Origin of the sequence: Streptomyces sp. NPDC047453, from assembly GCF_040643155.1 — a bacterium.
GTDB lineage: Bacteria > Actinomycetota > Actinomycetes > Streptomycetales > Streptomycetaceae > Streptomyces.
This window is the reverse complement of record NZ_JBEYTS010000012.1, coordinates 121,749-143,925: the sequence shown is the minus strand read 5'-3', so window position 1 is coordinate 143,925 and position 22,177 is coordinate 121,749. Positions and strand designations below refer to the sequence as shown.

Below are 22,177 nucleotides of genomic sequence, written 5' to 3'. Positions count from 1 at the left end.
GTGGCTGACGGGTGGGGCCGCCGTGCTGACGGGGGCCGGAGTCGTCACCTACGCGATGGCGTATCCGGCTGAACAGCCGCGGGGGCATGGGCGGATACCGGCCGTGCAGACGCTGCGGCCGGCAGACCAGGGCGAGGGGCACTGGGCGCTGCCTCAGTGGGACACGGACCGGTTCAGTGCCGCGCTGCTGACCTGGGACGACCCGCGTGCCGAGCTGGGCGGCACCGCCGAGCTGCGCTCCCGCTCGGTGGCGACCGGCGAGTGGTCGGACTGGCGGAGGCTGCCGGACGACCCGTTGTCCGCCGACGGGGCGGAGGCCCGGCGGGCCGGGATCCGGGGCGGCACCGCTTCCGTGTGGACCGGTGACGCCGACGGTGTTGAGGTGCGGGTCCTCAAGGACGACGGCACGCCCGCCACGGGTCTGCCCGCGGGACTGGACGTGAAGCTGCTGGATCCCGGTACGGGGTCCAGGGGCTCGACTGGGTCCGGGCCCGTCTCGTCCACCGGGTCCGCCCAGGCCACCGGGCCCGCGCCGGGCGGCGCACCGCGCATCGTCCCGGCCGCGCGCCCGTCGACGGTGGTGCGGCCGCCGGTCATCACCCAGGCGGAGTGGGGAGCCTGGACCGGACACGGCAGCACGCCGAGGTACGGAACGCGGATCGAGGCCGCGGTCGTCCACGACACCGGGGCAGGCAGCGACAACGAGCTCTCCTGCGCCCAGTCCGGCGCACGACTGCGCACCCTCCAGCAGGGTCACCTCGCGCGTGGCTACGAGGACATCGGCTACAACTTCGTCGTCGACCGCTGCGGTCAGGTCTTCGAGGGCCGCGGCGGCGGCACGGACCTGCCGGTGGTCGGCGCGCACGAGCGCGGTGCCAACACCGGCACGGTCGGCATCTCCTTCATCGGCGACTTCACGACCGCAAAGCCGAGCCCGGCCGCGCGGGACGCCATCGCGCGGATCGTGGCGTGGAAGTTCGGGATGTACGGCATCGACCCGGCCGGCAAGGTCGCGCTGGGCACCGGCAGCGGTGCCCGTGCCGACGGCGGCGGTACCGCCGGGGAGGCCGCCCGGATCGCCGAGCTGGCCGGGACACCGGGGATCTCGCACGCGCCGCCCACCTCCGACTTCAACCGCGACGGCACCGGCGACCTGGCCGCCGGCATGCCCAGGGCGTCGGGCGGCGCCGGCGGCGTGACGGTGATCCCGGGCGGCCTCGACGGCCCGGCCGCAGCCTCGAAGGTGACGATCACCCAGGACAGCCCCGGGGTCCCCGGCTCCTCCGCGCCCGGCGACCACTTCGGCGCCGCGACCGCGTGGGGCGACGTCAACGGCGACGGCTACGCCGACCTCGCGATCGGCGTGCCCGGCAAGGACGACGGCCACGGGCACGCCGACCGGGGCGCGGTCACCGTCCTGTACGGGCCCCGTCTGAACTCCGGGTTCTCGTACACCACCTCCGGCGTCGAACCGGCCGGGGCGCGGTTCGGCTCGGCGGTCGCCGTCGGCGACTTCGACGGCGACGGCCGCGCGGACGTCTTCGCGGCCGGTACCGGCAACGGCGGCACCTGGAGCGCACGGCTGACCGCGGGCGCCACCACCTCCGGGCCGCTGACCACCGCCAACGGCCCGGTCTCCCACCTGGACGCCACGACCGGCGACTTCAACGGGGACGGCTACGCGGACGTCGCCCTCAATTACACCGGCACGGACGGCACCGGGCGCGTGGTGTGGTTCGCCGGCTCCGCGCGCGGGCTGACCGAGCGGGGAGTCCTCCCGGTGCGGGGCGGCCGCTGCGTCGCCGCGGGCGACATCGACGGCGACGGGTACGACGACCTCGTCATCGGCCAGCCCCACGCCCCGGAATCGGGCGGTGCGGCAGGGGGCCAGGTCACCGTGGTCCGCGGTGCGGCGACCGGGCTCACCATCAGCGGTATGAAGGTCGTCCACCAGGACGGTGTGGGCGTGGCGGGCACCGACCGGGCCGGTGACGGCTTCGGCGAGGCGGTCTCCGTCGGGGACCACGACGCGGACGGCTACGCGGACGTCCTCGTCGGCGCCCCCGGAGAAGGCCTGACCCGCGACGGCGTCCACCACCGCGACGCCGGGCAGGCGACCCTGCTCCGGGGCTCCGCGTCCGGTCTGACGACCACCGGCTCCTTCGCCCTCAACCAGGACACCCCCGGGATCCTGGACGCGGCGGAGACGGGCGACCGGTTCGGTTCCTCCGTCGCCCTGACGGACATGACCGGTCACGGACGCGCGGGGCTCGTCTTCGGCGCGGAAGGAGAGGACGCGGGCAACGGCCTGCTGCTGTACACACCCGTCAGCGGCACCGGCTTCGGCCTGGCCCGGACCGTCGCCCTGCGCGACATCGCCCTGGGCACACCCGCCGGCGCCCACCTCGGGCAGAACCTGGCGCCCTGACCGTCACGCCGCGACCGGTGGTCGTGTCCACCGGTCGCGGCGGCCAGGGCCGGGCCTCATCCCCGGCGCAGATCCCGGACCCGGCGGATCTTGCCCACCGAGCGCTCCAGGCTCTCCGGATCGACCACGCACACCTCGACGCTGATGCCGACCGAGTCCTTCACGCCCTTGGTGATCGTCCTGGCCGCCACCTCGCGTTGCTCCGACCCGGCGCCGGGACGGGCCTCGATGTGGACCGTCATGTGGTCCATGCGGCCTCGCTGGGTCAACTGGATCTGGAAGTGCGGCGCGACGTCGGGCACGCGCAGCACGACCTCCTCGATCTGGCTCGGGAAGACGTTCACACCCCGCAGGATGATCATGTCGTCGCTGCGGCCGGTGATCTTCTCGATACGGCGGAAGGCGGGCCGTGCGGTGCCGGGCAGCAGACGGGTGAGGTCACGCGTGCGGTAGCGGATGATCGGCAGGGCTTCCTTCGTCAGCGAGGTGAACACCAACTCGCCGCTCTCGCCGTCGGGCAGCACCTCACCGGTGATCGGGTCGACGACCTCGGGACAGAAGTGGTCCTCCCAGACGTGCAGTCCGTCCTTGGTCTCCACGCACTCCTGCGCCACACCCGGGCCCATGACCTCCGACAGTCCGTAGATGTCGACGGCATGGATGTCCATGCGGTCCTCTATTTCGCGGCGCATCGCCTCCGTCCAGGGCTCGGCGCCGAAGATGCCGACCTTCAGGGAGCTGGTGCGCGGGTCCACGCCCTGCCGCTCGAACTCGTCGAGCAGGGTCAGCATGTAGGAGGGCGTGACCATGATGATCTCGGGCTCGAAGTCCCGGATGATCTGCACCTGGCGCGCGGTCATGCCGCCGGAGGCGGGGATCACGGTGCATCCGGCGCGCTCGGCTCCGTAGTGCGCGCCGAGGCCGCCGGTGAACAGGCCGTAGCCGTAGGAGATGTGGACCTTGTGGCCGCGCCGGCCGCCCGCGGCGCGGATGGAGCGGGCGATGAGGTCGGCCCAGGTCGACAGGTCGTTCTCGGTGTAGCCGACCACGGTGGGGCGGCCGGTGGTGCCGCTGGAGGCGTGGATGCGCCGGACCTCGGACATGGGGACGGCGAACATACCGAAGGGGTACGTCTCGCGCAGGTCGGCCTTGGTGGTGAAGGGGAAGCGGGCCAGGTCCTCGAGGGAGCGGCAGTCGTCGGGGGCCACCCCGGCCTCGTCGAACTTCCTGCGGTACAGCTCGACGTTGTCGTAGGCGTGGCGGAGGGTCGCGCGGAGCCGGCTGAGCTGCACATCGCGAAGCTGCTCGCGGGTCATGCGCTCGGCGCTGTCCAGCAGCTCGTCCGGGAGGGGCTGTCCCAGCCGGGGCCCCTGATCCACCGGGGCCGTCACTTCGCTGCTCATTGCGACTCCTTCGTCTTCTCGCTTCGTAGGCTGCGGCTGCGCCCGCGGAACTCCGCGATCACCTCGTCGCCCGCCCGTCTCCCGCCACCACCCTCAACGGACCGCGCTTCGCGCGGGCTGTCGTTGATACGCCGGACACTCACGTCGTAGATCCCGCTGCGGCCGTACCGGGTGCGCTCGCAGGCCGTCGCCACGAGGACGTCGCCCTCATGGGCCGGGGCGATGAAGACGATGTCGGCCGCCGCCGCGACCGTCACGGGTCCGTGGCTGTTGCAGGCGCAGGCGAACGCGGTGTCGGCGAGCAGGAAGAGAAAGCCGCCGTGGGCGATCCGATGCCCGTTGACCATCGCCGGCGTCACGGTCATCCGCACCTCGGCGGTCCCTTCGCCGTGGTGCGTCAGCTCGATGCCGAGATTCCGGGAAGCCAGGTCCGCGGCGAACATCGTCTCGACCGGACCGGGATCGACGTCAGTGGCCTGCGTCACGTTTTCCACCACCTTGTGTACCGACCGAACATTCGGTTAGCGTCGGCAAAGCCAAGTAATCAAGCATCACCACTGCCTGTCAAGAGGTGGACCGCATGCCCCGCACCACTCCCGAGCCCGTCGACTTCTTCGCCCGCCACCGTGAGCTGCTGGAGGCGGCGGTCGCGGCCACCGAGAGCCGGGACCACTGGACTCCGTACCCGGAGTCGCCCAGCAAGTCGGTGTACGGCGAGGAGGCCCCGAAGCTCGGTGAGGCCGCTTTCCGGGACCAGTTGGGCAAGCCGTTCGCGCTGCCCGGGCACCCCGGGGAGGGGACCGTGCAGGCCGCCGAGACCTCCCCCTACGGCTTCGGCCTCGGCATCGGCTACCCCCGGGTCTCGCCCGAGGAGGCGGTGGCAGCCGCCAAGGCCGCCACGGGCCCCTGGCGCGACGCGGGCCCCGATGTACGCGCCGGCGTCGCCGCCGAGATCCTGGCCCGGCTGAACGCGGCCAGTTTCGAGAACGCGCACGCCGTGCAGCACACCACCGGACAGGCCTTCGTCATGGCGTTCCAGGCGGGCGGCCCGCACGCGCAGGACCGCGGCCTGGAGGCCGTCGCCTACGCCTGGGCGGAGCAGAAGCGGCACCCGCGCTCGGCGCGCTGGACCAAGCCCCAGCGCAAGGGCGGGGCGCTGGTGATGGACAAGAAGTTCACGCCGGTCGGACGCGGTGTCTCCCTGCTGATCGCCTGCAACACCTTCCCCACCTGGAACGGCTATCCGGGCCTGTTCGCCAGCCTGGTCACCGGCAACCCCGTGGTGGTCAAGCCGCACCCGGGCGCCGTGCTGCCACTGGCGCTCACCGTGCGAACCGCCCGCGAGGTCCTCGCCGAGGCCGGCTTCGACCCCGATCTCGTGATCCTCGCCGCCGAGGAGCCCGGCGAGCACACCGCGGGCTCCCTCGCGCTCCACCCGGACGTCCGCATCATCGACTTCACCGGCTCCACGGAGTTCGGCGACTGGCTGGAGACCAACGCCCGCCAGGCCGCCGTGTACACCGAGAAGGCGGGCCTGAACACGGTCGTCCTGGACTCCACCGACGACTACCGCGGGCTGCTGCGCAATCTCGCCTTCTCGCTGTCCCTCTACAGCGGCCAGATGTGCACCACCCCGCAGAACCTGCTGATCCCCCGCGCCGGCATCGCCACCGACCAGGGCGTCAGGACCGCCGACGAGTTCGCCGCGGACCTGGGCGCCGCGCTGGACAAGCTGCTCGGCGACCCGGAGCGGGCGGCCGGCACGCTCGGCGCCATCGTCAACGACGGCGTGCTCGACCGGCTGGAGAAGGCGGCGGCGCTGGGCACCATCGTGCACGCCTCGCAGCCGGTGGAGCACCCCGAGCACCCGGCGGCCACCGTCCGTACGCCGCTGGTGGCGCGCCTGGACGCGGGGGCGGACGAGGAGACGTACACCCGCGAGTGGTTCGGGCCCGTCTCCTTCGTCATCGCCACCGACTCCACCGAGCACAGCCTGCGGATCTTCCGTGAGACGGTGCGCGCCCACGGCGCGCTGACCGCCGCCGTGCACTCCACGAGCGAAGAGGTCCTCGCCGCCGCCGAGTCGGCGGCCCTGGAGGCGGGAGTCCACCTGTCGGAGAACCTCACCGGCCAGGTCTTCGTCAACCAGTCCGCCGCGTTCAGCGACTTCCACGGCAGCGCCGCCAACCCCGCGGCCAGCGCCACCCTGTCCGACCCCGCGTTCGTCACCGGCCGCTTCGCGACGCTCCAGTCGCGCCGCCCCGTCGCCATCGAGGAGAGCACCCATGCCTGACGAGGTCTATCTGATCGACGGGGCCCGCACCCCGCAGGGCCGCTACGGCGGCGCCCTGGCCTCCGTACGGCCCGACGACCTGGCGGCGCTGGTGGTCGGTGAGGCCGTGCGCCGCGCCGCGATCCCGGCCGAGGCCGTGGACGAGGTGATCCTGGGCGCGGCCAACCAGGCGGGTGAGGACAACCGCGACGTGGCACGCATGGCCGTCCTGCTCGCCGGGCTCCCGCACACCGTGCCCGGCTACACCGTCAACCGGCTGTGCGCCTCGGGCCTCACCGCGGTCGCCTCGGCGGCCCAGGCGATCCGGTCCGGCGAGGCCGACCTCGTCGTCGCGGGCGGCGTGGAGTCGATGACCCGCGCCCCGTGGGTGATGGAGAAGCCGGGCACCCCGTGGGCCAAGCCGGGCGAGCTGCACGACACGTCCCTGGGCTGGCGCTTCACCAATCCGCGTTTCGCCGCCGCCGACCGCGCGGTGCCCACCGGGGCCGGTCCGGAGACGGTGAAGACGACCCTGTCCATGGGCGAGACGGCCGAGGAGGTCGCCGCCCTCGACGGCATCACCCGCGCCGACTCCGACGCCTTCGCGCTGCGCAGCCACCGCCGGGCCGTCGCCGCGCAGGAAGCCGGGCACTTCGACCGCGAGATCGTCCCGGTCCCGGTGAAGGACGGCCTGGTGGAACGCGACGAGGGGCCGCGCCCGTCGACGACGCTGGAGAAGCTGGGCTCCCTGCGCACCCTCTTCCGCAAGGACGGCATCGTCACCGCGGGCTCGGCCTCCCCGCTGTCCGACGGCGCGGCGGCCCTGGTCGTGGCGAGCGCGGCGGCCGTCGACCGGTACGGGCTCACCCCGCGCGCCCGTGTCGTCACCTCCGCCTCGGCCGGCGTGCAGCCGAACCTCATGGGCCTGGGCCCGGTTCCCGCCACGCAGAAGGCGCTGGGCCGGGCCGGCTGGCAGACCGCCGACCTGGACGCCGTCGAGCTCAACGAGGCCTTCGCCGCGCAGGCGCTGGCCGTCGTACGCCGGCTCAATCTCGACGAGGACCGGGTCAACGCCGACGGCGGCGCCATCGCGCTCGGCCACCCGCTGGGCTGCTCGGGCGCCCGCATCCTGCTCACGCTGCTCGGCCGCCTGGAGCGCGAGGACGCGCGCCGGGGCCTGGCGACGCTGTGCGTGGGCGTGGGACAGGGCATGGCGATGCTGGTGGAGCGGGTGTGAGCCGGGACGCGTACGAGACGCTGCTCGTCGAGGAGCGCGAGGACCGGGTCGTGGTGACCCTGCACCGCCCCGAGGCGCGCAACGCGATCAGCGGACTCATGATCCGCGAACTGCACGCGGTGTGCGACCTGTTGGAGGACGATCCGAAGCTGCTGCTGCTCACCGGCCACGGCAACGTGTTCGCGGGCGGCGCGGACATCGCGGAGCTGCTGCGGCGGGGCCGGGACGAGGCGCTTCAGGGGATCAACAGCCGCCTGTTCGAGCGGGTGCGCCGGCTGCCCATGCCGACCGTGGCCGCCGTCGACGGCTGGGCGCTGGGCGGCGGGGCGGAGCTGTCCTACGCCTGCGACATCCGTATCGCGGGCCCCGACGCCGTCTTCGGCAATCCGGAGCCGGGGCTCGGCATCCTGGCGGCTGCCGGAGCGTGCTGGCGGCTTCCCGAGCTGGTCGGCGAGTCGGTCGCCAAGCAAGTGCTGCTCGCGGGGCGGAACCTGGACGCCCCGGCGGCCCTGGCCGCGGGTCTGGTCATCGACGTCGTACCGGCGGAGAGGCTGCTGGACGAGGCGCACGCGCTGCTGGACCGCATGGCTCGGTCCTCGGCCACCGCGCTGCGCCTGACCAAGCTCGTCGTCGACGCGCCGGGCGCGCACCCGGTCGCCGACGACCTGGCGCAGGCCGTGCTCTTCGAGGGCCAGGACAAGCAGGACCGCATGACGCGTTTTCTGGCGAAGAAGAACAGGAGCAAGGCATGAGCAGTCCGACCGTGCCCGCCGTCGTCGGTGTGATCGGCGGCGGCCGGATGGGGGCCGGCATCGCGCAGTCGTTCGCGGCCGCCGGCTCGTCGGTGACCGTCGTGGAGAGCGGCGCGCAGGCCGCGGCGGCCGCCGTGGACCGGATCGCCACCGGATTGCGGCGGGCCGCCGAGCGCGGCCGCCTGGCCGAGCCCGCCGAGCGGGTGCTCGCCCGGGTCACGACCGCCGAGTCCGTGGAGGGGCTGGCGCCGGGCACCGAGCTGGTCGTCGAGGCCGTGCCCGAGAACGCGGCACTGAAGGCCGGGCTGCTCGCCGCGGCCGAGGCGGCGGTGGACGACACGACCGTGCTGGCCACCAACACCAGTTCCCTGTCGGTCACCGACCTGGCCGCGGCGCTGAAGGTGCCGGGCCGCTTCCTGGGCATGCACTTCTTCAACCCCGTGCCCGCCTCCGAACTGATCGAGATCGTCGTGGCGCCGGAGACCTCGCCCGAGGTCGTACGGGCCGCCCTGGACTGGACCCGGGCGCTGGGCAAGAAGGACGTCGTCGTCAACGACTCCCCCGGCTTCGCCAGCAGCCGTCTCGGCCTGGCGCTCGGCCTGGAGGCGATCCGCATGGTCGAGGAGGGGGTGGCGGAGCCGGAGGCGATCGACGACGCGATGAGCCTCGGCTACAGGCACCCCATGGGCCCGCTGCGCCTGACCGACCTGGTCGGGCTCGACGTCCGCCTGGCCATCGCCGAGTACCTGCACGCCACGCTCGGGGAGCGGTTCGCCCCGCCGCAGCTGCTGCGCGACAAGGTGGCCCGGGGCGAACTGGGCCGCAAGTCGGGACAGGGGTTCTACACATGGCAGTGACCCCGCCGGAAGCGGCCTCGCCCGACGCGGCGGGGCAGGGTGTCGGCTACCGCGTCGAGGACGGCGTCGCGGTCGTCGAACTGCGCAGGCCCGCCGCGGGTAACGCGCTCGACACGGCCCTGCGGTCCGGGCTGCAGTCCGCCGTCCGCCGGGTGGCCGGCGACGGGGACGGCGAGCCGGTCCGCGCGGTGCTGCTGACCGCCCAGGGCCGGAACTTCTGCGTCGGACAGGACCTCAAGGAGCACGCCGAGGCCCTGGAGCGCGGCCCGGCGTCGGCGTTCGCCGTGGTGCGCGCCGAGTACAACCCCCTGGTGGAAGCGCTGCACGCGCTGCCTGTACCGGTGGTCGTGGCGGTCGAGGGCGCGTGCGTCGGGGCCGGACTGGGGCTCGCGCTGTGCGCCGATGTGCGGGTGGCGTCGCAGAGCGCGCGCTTCTCGACCGCGTTCACCGGGATCGGGCTGGCCGCCGACAGCGGTCTGAGCCTGTCGCTGGCCCAGGCGGTCGGCCCGTCGCGTGCCGCCGCCCTCATGCTGCTCGGCGACCGCTTCGACGCCGAGGACGCACAGCGGTCGGGGCTGGTGCACCGGGTCGTGCCCGACGGGCAGGCGGCGGCCGAGGGGCTGGCGCTGGCCCGGCGGCTGGCGGCCGGACCCACCGCCGCGTACGGCGAGGTCAAGGCGCTGCTGCGGTACGCGGCGGCCGGGGCGGGGCTGAGCGGGGTGCTGGAACGTGAGGCGGCGGCCCAGGAGCGCCTCGGCGCCACCGACGACCACCGCGGCGCCGTGCGGTCCTTCCTCGCCAAGGAGAAGCCGTCCTTCGAGGGCCGCTGAGCAGTAGGCCGCTGAAGCGAGGGGCGCCGGACGCGGCGGCGGCCCTCGTACCGCCCGGCTGCCGCGTGCGGTCGGGGCGATCCCGGATCAGGGGTTGCCGGGGCCGGGAAAATTCGACAGACTATTACCCGAACGAATGGTCGGTAGGGAAGCTGGTATCGATGACCACGTCACACGGCGCAGTGTCGAACGGCGACAGCGCGGAGCAGCGGCTCCAGGAGCAGTTCGACGCGACGATCGCGAAGGACCAGCGGATCGAGCCCCGGGACTGGATGCCCGAGGGCTACCGCAAGACGCTGATCCGGCAGATCGCGCAGCACGCCCACTCGGAGATCATCGGGATGCAGCCCGAGGGCGAATGGATCACCAGGGCCCCCTCACTGCGCCGCAAGGCCATCCTCCTCGCGAAGGTCCAGGACGAGGCCGGGCACGGCCTGTACCTGTACTCGGCGGCCGAGACCCTGGGCGCCGACCGCGCCGACCTCACCGAGCGCCTCATCGAGGGCCGGCAGAAGTACTCGTCGATCTTCAACTACCCGACGCCGACCTTCGCGGACGTCGGCGTGATCGGCTGGTTCGTCGACGGCGCGGCGATCTGCAACCAGGTGCCGCTGTGCCGCAGTTCGTACGGCCCCTACGCCCGCTCCATGGTGCGGATCTGCAAGGAGGAGTCGTTCCACCAGCGGCAGGGCTACGAGCTGCTGATGACGATGATGCGCGGCACCGACGCCCAGCGCGAGATGGTCCAGGACGCGGTGAACCGCTGGTGGTGGCCGTCCCTGATGATGTTCGGCCCGCCCGACGGCGACTCCCCCAACTCCGCGGCCTCGATGGCCTGGAAGATCAAGCGGCACAGCAACGACGAACTGCGCCGGCGCTTCGTCGACATGACCGTCCCGCAGGCCGCCAAGCTGGGCGTCACCCTGCCCGACCCCGAGCTGCGCTGGAACGAGGAGCGTGGCCACCACGACTTCGGCACCCCCGACTGGTCCGAGCTCAAGCGCGTGATCAGCGGCGACGGGCCGTGCAACGAGGAGCGCGTGGCACGGCGGAAGGCCGCGCACGAGGACGGTGCCTGGGTGCGCGAGGCGGCGTCCGCGCACGCGGCCAAGCGGGCCGCCCGGTCCGGGGCCACCCGGGACGCTGGGAACAACGAGGAAGGAACGGCGGCATGAGCAACACCGAGGGGAAGAAGGACAGCTGGCCGCTGTACGAGGTGTTCGTCCGCGGCAAGCGCGGCCTGAACCACGTGCACGTCGGCTCGCTGCACGCGGCCGACGACGCCATGGCGCTCACCCACGCCCGCGACCTGTACACCCGGCGCAACGAGGGCGTGAGCATCTGGGTGGTGCGCTCGGAGCACATAGCCGCCTCCACCCGCGACGAGAAGGACCCCTTCTTCGCGCCCAGCGCCGACAAGGTCTACCGGCACCCCACCTTCTACGACATCCCCGACGATGTCCCTCACATCTAGGAGCAGGACGGACATGAGCGACGACCACGTCTACCTGTCCCTGGCCGAGGACCACGGGGAGTCGGATGCCCGCTGGGCCTTCGGCACCGGTTTCGAGGACCCGCTGCACGGCGTCGACACCACCGTGCCGGACACGGTCGAGCCCGCCGAGCTGGCCGCGTACTGCCTCGCCCTCGGGGACGACGCCCTGGTCGGCGCGCAGCGCCTGGCCCAGTGGTGCACCCGGGCCCCGGAGCTGGAGGAGGAGGTCGCCCTGGCCAACATCGGCCTCGACCTGCTCGGCCAGGCACGGCTGCTGTACGCACGCGCCGGCCAGGTCGACGGCACCGGCCGGGACGAGGACGCCTACGCCTACTTCCGGGACCCGGCGGACTTCCGCAACGTCCGGCTCGCCGAACTCCCCAACGGAGACTTCGCGTTCTCGGTCACCCGGCTGCTGGTGCTGTCCTGCTGGCGCCTGGCCGTCTTCCAGCGGCTCGCCGCCACCACGCAGGACCCGGTCCTGAAGGCGATCGCCGCCAAGGGCGTCAACGAGCTGGCCTACCACCGGCAGTTCGCGGCGGACTGGGTGGTGCGCCTGGGCGACGGCACGGAGGAGTCCCACCGGCGGATGCGGGCGGCGCTGGCCGCCGTGGCCCCGTACACGGCCGAACTCTTCGCGCCGCGACCGGGCTTCGGCGTCGACCCGGCGGACGTGCGGGAGGAGACGGCGGCCGTGCTCGGGCAGGTCCTCGACGCCGCCGGTCTTGAGTCGCCCGAGGCCGAGGCGCTGCCCGGTCAGGGCAGGGAAGGCGACCACACCGAGCATCTGGCCCCGCTGCTGGAGGAGTTGCAGGGCGTGGCCCGCGCGCACCCGGAGGCGACATGGTGAGCGCACTGGACGAGCGGCGTGCGCGGCATGTGGCCGAGCAGGTCCCGGACCCGGAGCTGCCCATGCTCACCCTGGCCGACCTCGGCGTGCTGCGCACCGTCGAGCTGCGGCCGGACGGCACGGTCGTCGCCGGGCTGACCCCCACCTACTCCGGCTGTCCCGCGATGGCGGAGATGCGCGCCGACGTGGCCGCGCGACTGCGTGCGGCCGGCTTCTCCCAGGTGGAGATCCGTACCGTCCTCGACCCGCCGTGGACGACGGACTGGATCACGGCCGAGGGCCGGCGAAAGCTCACCGAGGCGGGCATCGCGCCTCCCGGCAGCGCGCCCCGGCGCGCCGGCGGACCCGTGCCGCTGGAGCTGTCCCTCACCCGGCGCGCGGTGGCGTGCCCCCGCTGCGGGTCGTCGGACACCGAGGAGACGTCCCGCTTCGCCGCCACCTCCTGCAAGGCACTGTGGCGCTGCCGCAGCTGTCTTGAGCCGTTCGAGTACGTCAAGGAGATCTGATGGCCCCGACCACCACGACGACGGAGACCGACGTGTCCGCCGCCCCCGCGCGGCGGCGCCGCCGTCCGGCCTTCCACCCGCTGCGGGTCGCCGCGGTGCAGCCGCTGTGCTCGGACGCGGCCGCCGTCAGCTTCGACGTACCCGAGGAGCTGGCGCAGGAGTTCGCCTACCGTCCTGGCCAGTCGCTCACGCTGCGCCGCGAGGTCGACGGGCGCGACGAGCGCCGGTCGTACTCCATCTGCTCCCCCGTCGGCGCCCGCCCCCGCATCGGCGTGCGCGTGGTGCCCGGCGGCCTGTTCTCCTCCTGGCTGGTGGAGAACGTCCGCCCCGGCGACACCATCGAGGTGATGGCCCCCACCGGCGCCTTCACCCCCGACCTCGCCGAACCGGGCCACCACGTCCTGATCGCCGCCGGTTCCGGCATCACCCCGATGATGTCCATCGCCGAGTCCGTCCTGGCCGCCGACTCCCGCTCCCAGGTCACCCTCTTCTACGGCAACCGCCGTACCGACACGGTGATGTTCGCCGACGAGCTCGCCGACCTGAAGGACCTCTACCCCACCCGCTTCCAGCTCGGGCACGTCCTGTCCCGCGAGCCGCGCGAGGCCGAACTCCTCTCGGGGCGCCTGGACTCCGAGCGCCTGGCCGCCCTCATCGACGGGCTCGTCGACGTGAAGAGCGCCGACCACTGGTGGCTGTGCGGCCCGCACGGCATGGTCCGCGACGCGCAGAAGCTGCTCGGGGACCTCGGTGTCCCGGCGGACCGCGTCCACCAGGAACTGTTCTTCGCCGACGACGAGCCGATCCGCACGGTCCGCCACGAGGACGCCACGGGCGACGGCCCGGTCAGCCAGGTCACCATCACGCTCGACGGCCGCTCCACCACGTCCCCGCTCTCCCGCGAGACGACGATCCTGGACGGGGCGACGCGGGTACGCCCGGACATGCCCTTCGCCTGCAAGGGCGGCGTGTGCGGCACCTGCCGCGCCCTGGTCACCGACGGCGAGGCCGACATGCGGCGCAACTACGCGCTGGAGCCCTCCGAGGTCGACGCCGGCTACGTCCTGACCTGCCAGACGTTCCCCGTGTCCGACTCCCTGACCGTCGACTTCGACAGCTGAGGCCCACGTGAGGGCGGCACTCGGCGGTGGCGGCGGCCTGCCGGCTGGACGCGCTGCTCACTCCCCGGGAACGGGCAGGGCCGTACGCACCGCCCCGTGAACGGCGCGGGCCAGACGCGCGCCCCACAGCGAGCGCGGTCCGGCGAAGGTGTGGAGTTCGTCGCCGTCGCCCGGGGTACGGGCGGCCACGCACACGGCGTCGGTGGGGGTGCCGGAGCAGTCGTAGCCCGCCTCCAGCAGCGCCTGGACCTTGGCCTCGGTCGCGGTGACCACGGCGTTGACCAGTGCGGCGTCCGACAGGGCGGCCGGGAGCGCGGCGACGACGTTGATGGTGCCGGGCGCGCCAGGGCCATCCGTCCCCGGTGCCGGGGAAGCGGCCCATCCGCGCACCCGGATGCCCGCGGTGGCGACCGCGGTGGCACCGCCGTCCTCGGCGCTGCCGTGAGCCGTGACATCGGCGGCGGTCATCAGACCCACCCCCGCGCCGTCCAGCCCGGCCGCCCCGGCCAGCTCGGCGAGGTGCCGTTCGGGGTCGGTACGCCGATAGCCGTGGGCCACCTGCGCGTTGAGGACCCAGGCGCGCTCTCCGATACCGCCGCCGAGCACGGCGTTGCTGACCATCCGCCACCCCGGACCGACATGCCACACCAGCGCGGGCAGCCGCAGCCCGTCCTCGGTACGGGTCAGCCACCGCGGGGCCGGCAGACCGGCAGCTGTGAACGGCGCGACGACGGAGGTCACGAACTCGGCACTCCTTGCTGACGGAACGGGCCCGCTGATGGTACGCGGAGGGGCCCGAGTCCGACGGGCCGGGTCCGGCTGCCCGCCCGCACTCTCGCGCCGGCCGGTCAGAACTTCGGCAACGACGCCTGGCTCTCGACCAGTTCCGCGGCCTCCTCCGGGGTCGCGACGGACGGCGGGGAGCCGTCCAGCGGTCGGCGGGCCGTCTCCTTCATGCACGCCACCGAGATCACGCCGACGAGCGCCGCGGCCATGGAGTAGTACGCGGGCATCAGGTCGCTGCCCGTGACCGAGATCAGCGCGGTGATCACCAGGGGGGTCGTCCCGCCGAAGAGGGAGGCGGAGAGGTTGTAGCCGATGGACAGCGAGCCGTAGCGGACCTGGGTGGGGAACAGGGCGGGCAGCGCCGCGGACATCGTCCCGAGCAGGCACACCAGCGACAGCCCGAGCATCAGCATGCCCGCGGACACCGCGACCAGGCTGCCCTGCTCGACCAGCAGGAACGCCGGTACGGAGAGCAGCAGGAAGCCGAGCATGCCGGTCATGAGGACCGGTTTCCGGCCGAGCCGGTCGGACAGCTTGCCGACCTGGCTGATCAGCAGCATCAGCACCACCATGGTGGCGATCAGGATCAGCAGGCCGTGTGTCTCGGAGTACCCCATCCGGTCCGACAGGTAGGTCGGCATGTAGGACAGCAGCATGTAGTCGGTGATGTTGTAGGCCCCGACCAGGCAGACGCACAGGATCAGCGTCGGCCAGTGGTTCCGGAAGATCTTCGCCACGTCTCCCCTGGCGGTCGCCTCCACGGTGGAAGCCGCCTCGGACGCCCGGTGCACGGAGTCGTCCTCCAGTTTCCGGAACGCGGGCGTCTCGTCCAGTCGCAGCCGCAGGTACAGGCCGATCAGCCCGATCGGGCCGGCGACGAGGAACGGTACGCGCCAGCCCCAGGAGTCCATGCCGCCGTTGCCGAGCAGCGCGGTCAGGAGCGTCACCAGGCCGGCCGCGCCGACGTAGCCGGCCAGCGTGCCGAGTTCGAGGAAGCTGCCGAAGAAGCCCCGCCGCCGGTCCGGCGCGTATTCGGCGATGAACGTGGACGCGCCTCCGTACTCACCGCCCGTGGAGAAGCCCTGCACCAGCCGGAAGAGGATCAGCAGGGCGGGGGCCCAGAAGCCGATGGTGGCGTAGGAGGGGATCAGGCCGATGGCGAACGTGCCGATCGCCATCATGATCATGGTCAGGGCGAGGACCTTCTTGCGGCCGATCCTGTCGCCCATCGGACCGAAGACCATGCCGCCCAGGGGACGCACCAGGAAGGACACCGCGAAGGTCGCGAACGACGACAGCAGCTGGACGGTGCCGTTCCCGGACGGGAAGAACACGTGCCCGATGGTGACCGCCAGGTAGCTGTAGATGCCGAAGTCGAACCACTCCATGGCGTTGCCGAGCGAGGCGGCCTTCACGGCCCGCTGCACGGCGGCCTCGTCGGTGACGGTGATGTCGGTGCGCCGCAGTGGAGGGTTCCGGCGCCGTCTGACGGCCCTGAACAGCGTCCGGTGGCGTTTGAGAGCCTCGGGATCGGCATCCGCCGCGGCGGCGCCGGTTTCCTTGTCCACCATGTGGGTCTCCTCTCTCCCGGGCGTCTTCTGGGCGCGCAGACGTCCATGGCTCCGCTTGCTCACTCATGTCGGCAGCAAACGGTTCACCCGGGAGAGAGCGACATTCCCCACACGGGCACCGGGTGTGCCCGCGAGCGGCCGTCCGGGGGTCAGTGCAGACCGATGCGGACCGGCCCGCCGGTGGGCGAGACGTCGTCGAGCAGGCCGGCGGGGACGCGGAAGACGCGACCGGGGGCGGCCGGCCAGGCGAGGGTGCGGCGGGCGAGGGTGCGTCCGTCCTGGCGGACGGTCACCTTGGGGAAGCGGACGAACTCGTCGGTCCACAGCAGCAGGCGCCCCCGGGCGGGTGCGGGGTCGTTCGGCCGCAGGATCTGCGGGGCGACCCAGCGGAAGGGGTCGTCGGCGGTCAGTCGGACGCCCTCGGCCGGCCGGTCCTCGCCGTTCAGGTGGTGGACGACCTGCTGGGCGACGTGCCTGCCGTCGAGGGCGGCGACGTCTGCGGTGTCGACGGGGTGCAGCAGATTGCCGGCGGCGAAGACGCCGGGGCGGCTGGTGCGCAGCGCCGTGTCGGTGAGGGGGCCGAGGGTGCCTTCGTCGAGGGTGATGCCGGCGGAACGGGCGAGTTCGTGGTCGGGGATCCAGTCGCCGGTGAAGACGACGGTGTCGCAGGCGACCGTGCGGCGTCGGCCGGTGTCGAGGTGCTCGATCTCCACGGCCTGGCAGCGGCCCTTGCCGATGACGCGGGTGACGCGGGTGCGGGTGGCGACAGGGACGCGCAGCACGGTGCGACCGGCCGCGTTGAAGGCGGCGTAGGACTCCGCCTTCGGGTACTGGCTGACCATGAGGGCGGGGGTGCAGCCGGCCTCGCGCAGGGTGACGGCCGCGGACCAGCTGACGAGTTCGCCGCCGACGATGACGGCCCGCTTGCCGACGGGCTGGTGGTGCAGATGGACGAGGTTCTGCAACTGGCCGGTGGTGTAGACGCCGTGGGGGCGGTCGCCGGGGATGCGGCGTGCGGTGCGGGGCCGTTCGCGGGCGCCGGTGGCCAGCACGATGGCGCGCGGCCGGATCCGGTAGCGCCCGTCGGGGCTGGTGACGTCGACAGTGTCCTCGTCGGCCCAGCCGGTGACCATGGTGCGGATGCGGATCTCCGCTCCGGCCCGGGTGGCCTGCCGCACGAGGTGGCGGGCGTAGTCGGGTCCGGTCATCACGCGGCGCAGGTCGCGCAGGCCGTAGCCGGTGTGGTCGCTGTGCCGGGGGATGCCGCCGGCGTCCTGCTCCCGGTCGACGACGAGGACACGGCCGGCCCGGCGTCCGGCCAGTTCGGCGGCGGCGGTCAGGCCCGCGGGCCCGCCGCCGATGATGAGGACGTCGGGCGTGGTCAGGGGCGGCTGGTGGGTCATCGGTTGTCCTTGTGCTGGCTGCGGCAGCCGTCGTGGGTGTGGTGCTTCTCGCGCAGGGCGGCGACGGCCGCGCCGCAGAAGAAGCCCTGGCAGCGGCCGTTCATCGCGCGGGTGCGGCGGCGCAGTCCCTCCAGGCTGCGGGCGGGTACCGGGGCGTGGCAGGCGTCGCGGATCTCGCCCTCGGTGACCCGTTCGCAGAAGCAGACGATGGTGCCGTAGGCGGGGTCGCGGGCGATGAGGTCGGCGTCCTGGTAGGGGCGCTGGGTGGCTTCGCCGATGTTGGGCATCCGCGGCGGCTCGGGCAGGTCGGCGCGCGGGCGCAGGGTCAGGCCGGCCTCCTCCAGCAGGGTGCGGGCGTGTTCGGCGATGGCGATGCCTGCGGTCAGGCCGGTGGAGCGGATCCCGCCGACGAGGAGGTAGCGCTGCCGGGGGGTGGCTTCGACGAGGTAGTCGGGGTGGTCGATCGCGGCGCGCAGCCCGGCGTAGCTGGCGGTGACCTCTTCGGCCAGCAGGCGCGGCATGAGGCGTTCGCCCTTGGTGAGCAGGAAGTCGAAGCCGTCTTCGGAGGTGGCGGTGTCGGTACGGTCGGTGAGGTCCTCGGCGGTGGGGCCGAGCATGACGTTGCCGTAGATGGTCGGGGAGATCAGTACGCCCTTGCCCCGGGAGGAGGGCACCGGCAGCACGATCTTGTTCACCATGGGGCAGGTGAGTTTGTCGAAGACGAAGAGTTCACCGCGGCGGGGGGTGACGGTGAAGCGGTCGTGGCCGAAGAGCCGGTCGATGTGGTCGGCGCCGAGACCGGCGGCGTTCACGACCCAGCGGGCCCGTACGTCACCGGCCGAGGTGTGCAGGGTGGTCTCCTGGTCCCCTGTGTCGACGCCGGTCACGGCGTGTTCGAGCAGGATCGTGGTGCCACGCTGCCGGGCGTCGGTGGCCAGGGCGAGGTTCGTGGTCCAGGTGCAGATGATGGACTCGTCCGGTACGGTCAGGCCGCCCAGCACTCCCTCGCCGAGGTCGGGGACCAGTCGGTAGACCTCGTCGGCGCCGATGATCCGGCAGTGCGGGTAGCCGTTGGCCTCGGCCTTCTCCTTCAGTCCGGGCAGCGCGCCGAGTTCCTCGTCGGTCCAGGCCACCAGCACGGCACCGGTGTGTTCGACGGGGATGCCGGTGGCTTCGGCGTAGGCACTCAGCAGGTGGTAGCCGCGGGCGACCAGACGGGATTCGAGCGTGCCGGGTTTGGCGTCGAAGCCGGTGTGCAGGATCGCGGTGTTCGCCTTGCTGGTGGCGTCGCCGACGTCGTCGCGGGCGTCGAGCAGCGCGACGCGGACGTCGTAGCCGGACAGTTCGCGTGCGATCGCCGCGCCGACGATGCCTCCGCCGATCACCGCGACGTCGTGGACGTCGTCGTGGGGGCGGTGCGGGGTGGCGGTCATGAATGGTCTCCCTCGGTGGCACGGGCCGTCGCGGCCTGCGCCCATGCGGTGCGGAACTCCTCGGCCCGGTCGGCGGACCAGCGGGGTTCGTAAACGGTGGTCGGCTGCCAGTCGCCGACGGCTTCTTCGAGCCCGAGCGCCGGATCGAGGGCGCAGCGGGCCAGTGCGGCCGCCCCCAGGGGGGTGGCGTGGGCGTGGGGGTAGATGTCGACCGGCATCTGCGCGATGTCGGCCTGGGCCTGCATGAGGACGGCGGAGTTGGTCAGTCCGCCGTCCGCGCGCAGCCGGGTCAGGGGCCGGCCGAGGTCCCTGGCGACCAGGGTGCCCAGCTCGGCGACCTGCGCGGCGATTCCCTGGAGCACGGCGAGGACGAGGTGTTCGCGTCGGCTGGCCAGGGTCATGCCGGTGAAGGAGGCAGTGGCCTCCGGTGCCCACCAGGGGGCGGCGAGGCCGGCGAACGCGGGCACGCACAGCACGCCCTCGGCGTCGGCCGCCGCCAGCGTGTCCAGGTCGGTCGCGGACTGGATGAGGCCGAGGTCCTGGAGCCAGCGCACCGCCGAGGCGACGGTGTAGACCTGGCCGTCCACGCAGTACGGCGTCCGTCCGGCCGCGCGCCAGGCCACCGAGGTGGTCAGTCCTGCGCTGGAGCGCACCGGGTTCAGGCCGGTGTTCGCCAGCAGGAACGCGCCGGTGCCGTACGTGCATTTCGCGGTGCCCGGCTCCAGGCAGCGCTCCGCGACCAGGGCCGCCTGCTGGTCGACGATCAGCCCGGCCACCGGCATCTCCTGGCCGAAGGCCCGGGTGGTGCCGACGACCTCGTCGCAGGCGGCGATGCGGGGCAGCCGTTCGCCGCCGAGACCGAACAGGTCCAGGAGTCCCTCGTCCCAGGCGGCGGTGTCCAGGTCGAGGACGAGTGAGCGGCTGGCGGTGGAGGCGTCGGTGACGAACTCCCCCGTGAGGTGGTGCACCAGCCAGGTGTCGGTGGTCGTCACCACCCCGTCGCGGGTGAGGTTGCGCCGCAGCCAGGCCATCTTGGGCGCGGAGAAGTACGGGTCGAGGACGAGGCCGGTGCGCCGGGCGACGCTCTCGGCGTGCTCGGCCAGTTCGTCGCAGACGCTCTGCGCGCGCCGGTCCTGCCATACGAGCGCCTGGGTCAGGGGTGTTCCGGTGGCCGGGTCCCAGGCCAGGACCGTCTCCCCCTGGTTGGCGAGGGCGACGCAGGCGATGGGACGGCCGGCCGCGCTCACCGCGCGGCGGCCGGCGTTGAGGACGGAGTCAAGCAGTTCGTGCGGGTTCTGCTCGACCCCGCCGCCGTTCAGGTAGGTGGGGCGGACGGTCTCCTCGGCGATGGCGACGGTGCCCTCCTCGGGGTCGACCACGATGGCCTTCGTGCCCGAGGTGCCCTGGTCGATGGCGAGGATCGCGGTCATCGTGCGCTCCCTTCCCCGGCGGCGCCCGCGGACGTGCCGTCGGCGGTGTCCAGGGCGCGGTCGACGTCGGCCATGTCCGGCATGGTCAGCCCGTCGCGCCCGCGCCGGATCAGCAGACCGGTGAAGTAGGCGGCACCGATCGCGAACAGGACGAGGACGTAGGTCCACGGGGCACGGAAGGAAGCATCCCGGAAGATCAGCAGTTCGTACACCAGCCAGACGCCCGCGACGACCAGCACCGGCACTTCCCAGCGGCCCAGCGAGAAGCCCTGGGACGCGGGCAGGGAGCGGCGCTTGATGGCGTACATCGCGACGGTTCCGGCGTAGATGAGGGCGGGCAGCAGGGTTCCGGCGGAGAACAGCTGGAAGAGCGCGTCGGTGGAGCGGGAGAAGACCGCGAGGATGATCTGCGCGATGAGCATCATGAACACCGAGGCGTTCAGGGGCGTGGCGGTGCGCCGGTCGAGGCGCTTGAGGAGCCGCCAGCCGGGGAAGCGCTCGTCGCGGGACATCGCGTAGACCAGCCGGGTGCCGCTGAGGGTGATCACCAGTCCGCAGGAGAAGATCGACACGACGACCAGGACCAGCAGGATCTTGCCGACGACCGAGCCGAGCACGGCGGTGATGACAGTGGCCACGGGAGTGGCCGACGCGCCGACACCGTCGACCCGGCCGGCCGCCGCGGTGACCGCCACCAGGAACAGGAAGCCGAGCACGCCCAGCGAGAGCACGGCCTGGACCATGGCCTTGGGGATGACCCGGGCCGGGTTCTTGGTCTCCTCGGCCAGGTTGGCCGCCGACTCGAAGCCGACGATGGTGAACGCGCCGAGCAGGAACGCCAGGGCGAACGGTCCGGCCGTGGTGCCGCCGCCCAGGGCGTAGTAGCCGCTCTCGGGGACGGTCCCGGTGTCGAAGAGGTGCCCGAAGTCGAGCTTGCCGGTGAAGGCGCCCACCGCGAACAGCAGCACGGTCAGGGCGATCATGCCGACGAGCTGCACGGTCACGGCCACGCTGTTGACCCGGTGGGTGGTGCGGGTGGAGGCGGCGACGAGGAGGGCCTGGAGCAGTACGACGCCAGCGGTGATCACCCAGGCGTTCTGCGTGGTGCCGACGTAGCGGAACAGCTCCGGAAGGATGGTGGAGGCGATCGTGTAGTCGACGGCGACCAGGACCACGCCCAGGAAGGCGAACGAGATCCATCCCATGATCCAGCCCCATACCGGGCCCACGATCCGTGACACCCACTGGTACGAGTAGCCGCTGATCGGGATGCGTGCGGCGAGGGCGCCGAAGACCAGGGCGATGGAGAGCTGGCCGATCACGGAGATCGGCCAGGCCCAGATGCCCCGCGGGCCGGAGGTCGCGAGCACCGAGCCGTAGGTGGTGAAGATGCCGGTGGCGATGGAGACGAACCCGAAGGCCACCGAGAACGAGGCGTACCAGCCGAGCTCTCGCGCCATCCGCGGCTTGGGCTCGCCCTCGCCGGGGGCGCCTGTTCCTGATCTGTGGGGACCTGATTCTGCGTGTGCCATGACTCTTTTCCCTGCTTCAGAGTGCCCCGCCGTGGAGTGCGAGAGCCAGTGAACGTGAGCAACCGAACCCGGTCGGCTGTGCGGGCACGCCCCGCGGGGTCTGCCGGGGCCTGTCCGCCTGAGGGGCGGTGGGGCCCGTGATGGTGCACAGGTCCGTGGCCGAAGCGGTCTCGGCAACCCACTGAATGACCGTTTCTGTGGATCGTTGACCGCGCGTTACCGAAAGTGTGGACCCTTGCCCGTCAGCCGTCAAGGGTCGTTCACCGTGCGC

The 22,177-nt window shown here is 72.7% G+C and carries 19 protein-coding genes; 11 read left to right on the top strand and 8 right to left on the bottom strand.

Translation table 11 applies throughout. The features are described from left to right. Positions 1-22 precede the first annotated feature (22 nt). A complete protein-coding gene (locus ABZ818_RS14295; protein ID WP_361413939.1) occupies positions 23-2,428 on the top strand; it encodes an FG-GAP-like repeat-containing protein in 2,406 nt (801 codons plus the stop codon). A 56-nt stretch (positions 2,429-2,484) separates the two neighbouring features. On the opposite strand, the gene paaK is transcribed toward ABZ818_RS14295, so the two are convergent. Together paaK and paaI are read right to left on the bottom strand one after the other, a co-directional pair. After that, positions 2,485-3,831, bottom strand: coding sequence for a phenylacetate--CoA ligase PaaK (gene paaK, locus ABZ818_RS14290; protein WP_361413936.1), 1,347 nt, complete (start codon positions 3,829-3,831; stop codon positions 2,485-2,487). After that, positions 3,828-4,316, bottom strand: a complete 489-nt coding sequence (gene paaI, locus ABZ818_RS14285; protein ID WP_361413933.1) for a hydroxyphenylacetyl-CoA thioesterase PaaI — start codon at positions 4,314-4,316, stop codon at positions 3,828-3,830. Before paaI ends, paaK begins: the two co-directional genes overlap by 4 nt. A gap of 95 nt (positions 4,317-4,411) precedes the next feature. Here paaI and paaN point away from each other — a divergent pair, with 95 nt between their 5' ends. From paaN to paaE, 10 genes are all read left to right on the top strand, one after another. Further along, on the top strand, positions 4,412-6,124 hold the full coding sequence (gene paaN / locus ABZ818_RS14280) for a phenylacetic acid degradation protein PaaN (RefSeq protein ID WP_361413931.1): 1,713 nt from the start codon (positions 4,412-4,414) through the stop codon (positions 6,122-6,124). After that, positions 6,117-7,340 carry a thiolase family protein gene (locus tag ABZ818_RS14275; RefSeq protein ID WP_361413928.1) on the top strand — a complete coding sequence of 408 codons (1,224 nt, stop codon included), beginning with the start codon at positions 6,117-6,119 and terminating at the stop codon, positions 7,338-7,340. Before paaN ends, ABZ818_RS14275 begins: the two co-directional genes overlap by 8 nt. Next, entirely contained in the window at positions 7,337-8,092 is a 756-nt protein-coding gene (locus tag ABZ818_RS14270) for an enoyl-CoA hydratase/isomerase family protein (protein WP_361413925.1), read from the top strand. Before ABZ818_RS14275 ends, ABZ818_RS14270 begins: the two co-directional genes overlap by 4 nt. Beyond that, complete coding sequence (locus ABZ818_RS14265) at positions 8,089-8,949, top strand: 3-hydroxyacyl-CoA dehydrogenase family protein (RefSeq protein WP_361413922.1); 861 nt, start codon at positions 8,089-8,091, stop codon at positions 8,947-8,949. Before ABZ818_RS14270 ends, ABZ818_RS14265 begins: the two co-directional genes overlap by 4 nt. Then, the gene (locus tag ABZ818_RS14260; RefSeq protein WP_361413919.1) at positions 8,940-9,779 is read left to right on the top strand and encodes an enoyl-CoA hydratase-related protein; all 840 of its coding nucleotides are present in this window, start codon (positions 8,940-8,942) and stop codon (positions 9,777-9,779) included. Before ABZ818_RS14265 ends, ABZ818_RS14260 begins: the two co-directional genes overlap by 10 nt. 161 nt (positions 9,780-9,940) lie before the next feature. Further along, on the top strand, positions 9,941-10,954 hold the full coding sequence (paaA, locus tag ABZ818_RS14255) for a 1,2-phenylacetyl-CoA epoxidase subunit PaaA (protein ID WP_361413916.1): 1,014 nt from the start codon (positions 9,941-9,943) through the stop codon (positions 10,952-10,954). Next, the gene (paaB, locus tag ABZ818_RS14250) at positions 10,951-11,253 is read left to right on the top strand and encodes a 1,2-phenylacetyl-CoA epoxidase subunit PaaB (RefSeq protein WP_361413914.1); all 303 of its coding nucleotides are present in this window, start codon (positions 10,951-10,953) and stop codon (positions 11,251-11,253) included. Before paaA ends, paaB begins: the two co-directional genes overlap by 4 nt. A 13-nt stretch (positions 11,254-11,266) precedes the next feature. Further along, complete coding sequence (gene paaC / locus ABZ818_RS14245) at positions 11,267-12,124, top strand: 1,2-phenylacetyl-CoA epoxidase subunit PaaC (RefSeq protein ID WP_361413911.1); 858 nt, start codon at positions 11,267-11,269, stop codon at positions 12,122-12,124. Next, positions 12,118-12,630, top strand: coding sequence for a 1,2-phenylacetyl-CoA epoxidase subunit PaaD (paaD, locus tag ABZ818_RS14240; protein ID WP_361413908.1), 513 nt, complete (start codon positions 12,118-12,120; stop codon positions 12,628-12,630). Before paaC ends, paaD begins: the two co-directional genes overlap by 7 nt. Then, complete coding sequence (gene paaE, locus ABZ818_RS14235; RefSeq protein WP_361413905.1) at positions 12,630-13,751, top strand: 1,2-phenylacetyl-CoA epoxidase subunit PaaE; 1,122 nt, start codon at positions 12,630-12,632, stop codon at positions 13,749-13,751. Before paaD ends, paaE begins: the two co-directional genes overlap by 1 nt. 57 nt (positions 13,752-13,808) lie before the next feature. Here the strand turns inward: paaE and ABZ818_RS14230 are convergent, their stop codons facing one another. The 6 genes from ABZ818_RS14230 to ABZ818_RS14205 all read right to left on the bottom strand — a co-directional run bounded on the left by ABZ818_RS14230 (position 13,809) and on the right by ABZ818_RS14205 (position 21,906). After that, positions 13,809-14,492: an adenosylcobinamide amidohydrolase gene (locus tag ABZ818_RS14230; RefSeq protein WP_361413902.1), complete on the bottom strand. Its 684-nt coding sequence runs from the start codon at positions 14,490-14,492 to the stop codon at positions 13,809-13,811. Positions 14,493-14,599: 107 nt separating this feature from the next. Next, a complete protein-coding gene (proP, locus tag ABZ818_RS14225; RefSeq protein ID WP_361413899.1) occupies positions 14,600-16,108 on the bottom strand; it encodes a glycine betaine/L-proline transporter ProP in 1,509 nt (502 codons plus the stop codon). Between the two features lie 149 nt (positions 16,109-16,257). Beyond that, positions 16,258-17,511: an NAD(P)/FAD-dependent oxidoreductase gene (locus ABZ818_RS14220; protein ID WP_361413896.1), complete on the bottom strand. Its 1,254-nt coding sequence runs from the start codon at positions 17,509-17,511 to the stop codon at positions 16,258-16,260. Further along, positions 17,508-18,944 (bottom strand): NAD(P)/FAD-dependent oxidoreductase, encoded by a 1,437-nt coding sequence (locus tag ABZ818_RS14215; protein WP_361413893.1) that lies wholly within the window; start codon positions 18,942-18,944, stop codon positions 17,508-17,510. Before ABZ818_RS14215 ends, ABZ818_RS14220 begins: the two co-directional genes overlap by 4 nt. Further along, positions 18,941-20,374, bottom strand: a complete 1,434-nt coding sequence (locus ABZ818_RS14210) for an FGGY family carbohydrate kinase (RefSeq protein WP_361413890.1) — start codon at positions 20,372-20,374, stop codon at positions 18,941-18,943. The genes ABZ818_RS14215 and ABZ818_RS14210 overlap by 4 nt, the downstream gene beginning before the upstream one ends. Beyond that, the gene (locus ABZ818_RS14205; RefSeq protein WP_361413887.1) at positions 20,371-21,906 is read right to left on the bottom strand and encodes an amino acid permease; all 1,536 of its coding nucleotides are present in this window, start codon (positions 21,904-21,906) and stop codon (positions 20,371-20,373) included. The genes ABZ818_RS14210 and ABZ818_RS14205 overlap by 4 nt, the downstream gene beginning before the upstream one ends. Between the last annotated feature and the right edge of the window lie 271 nt (positions 21,907-22,177).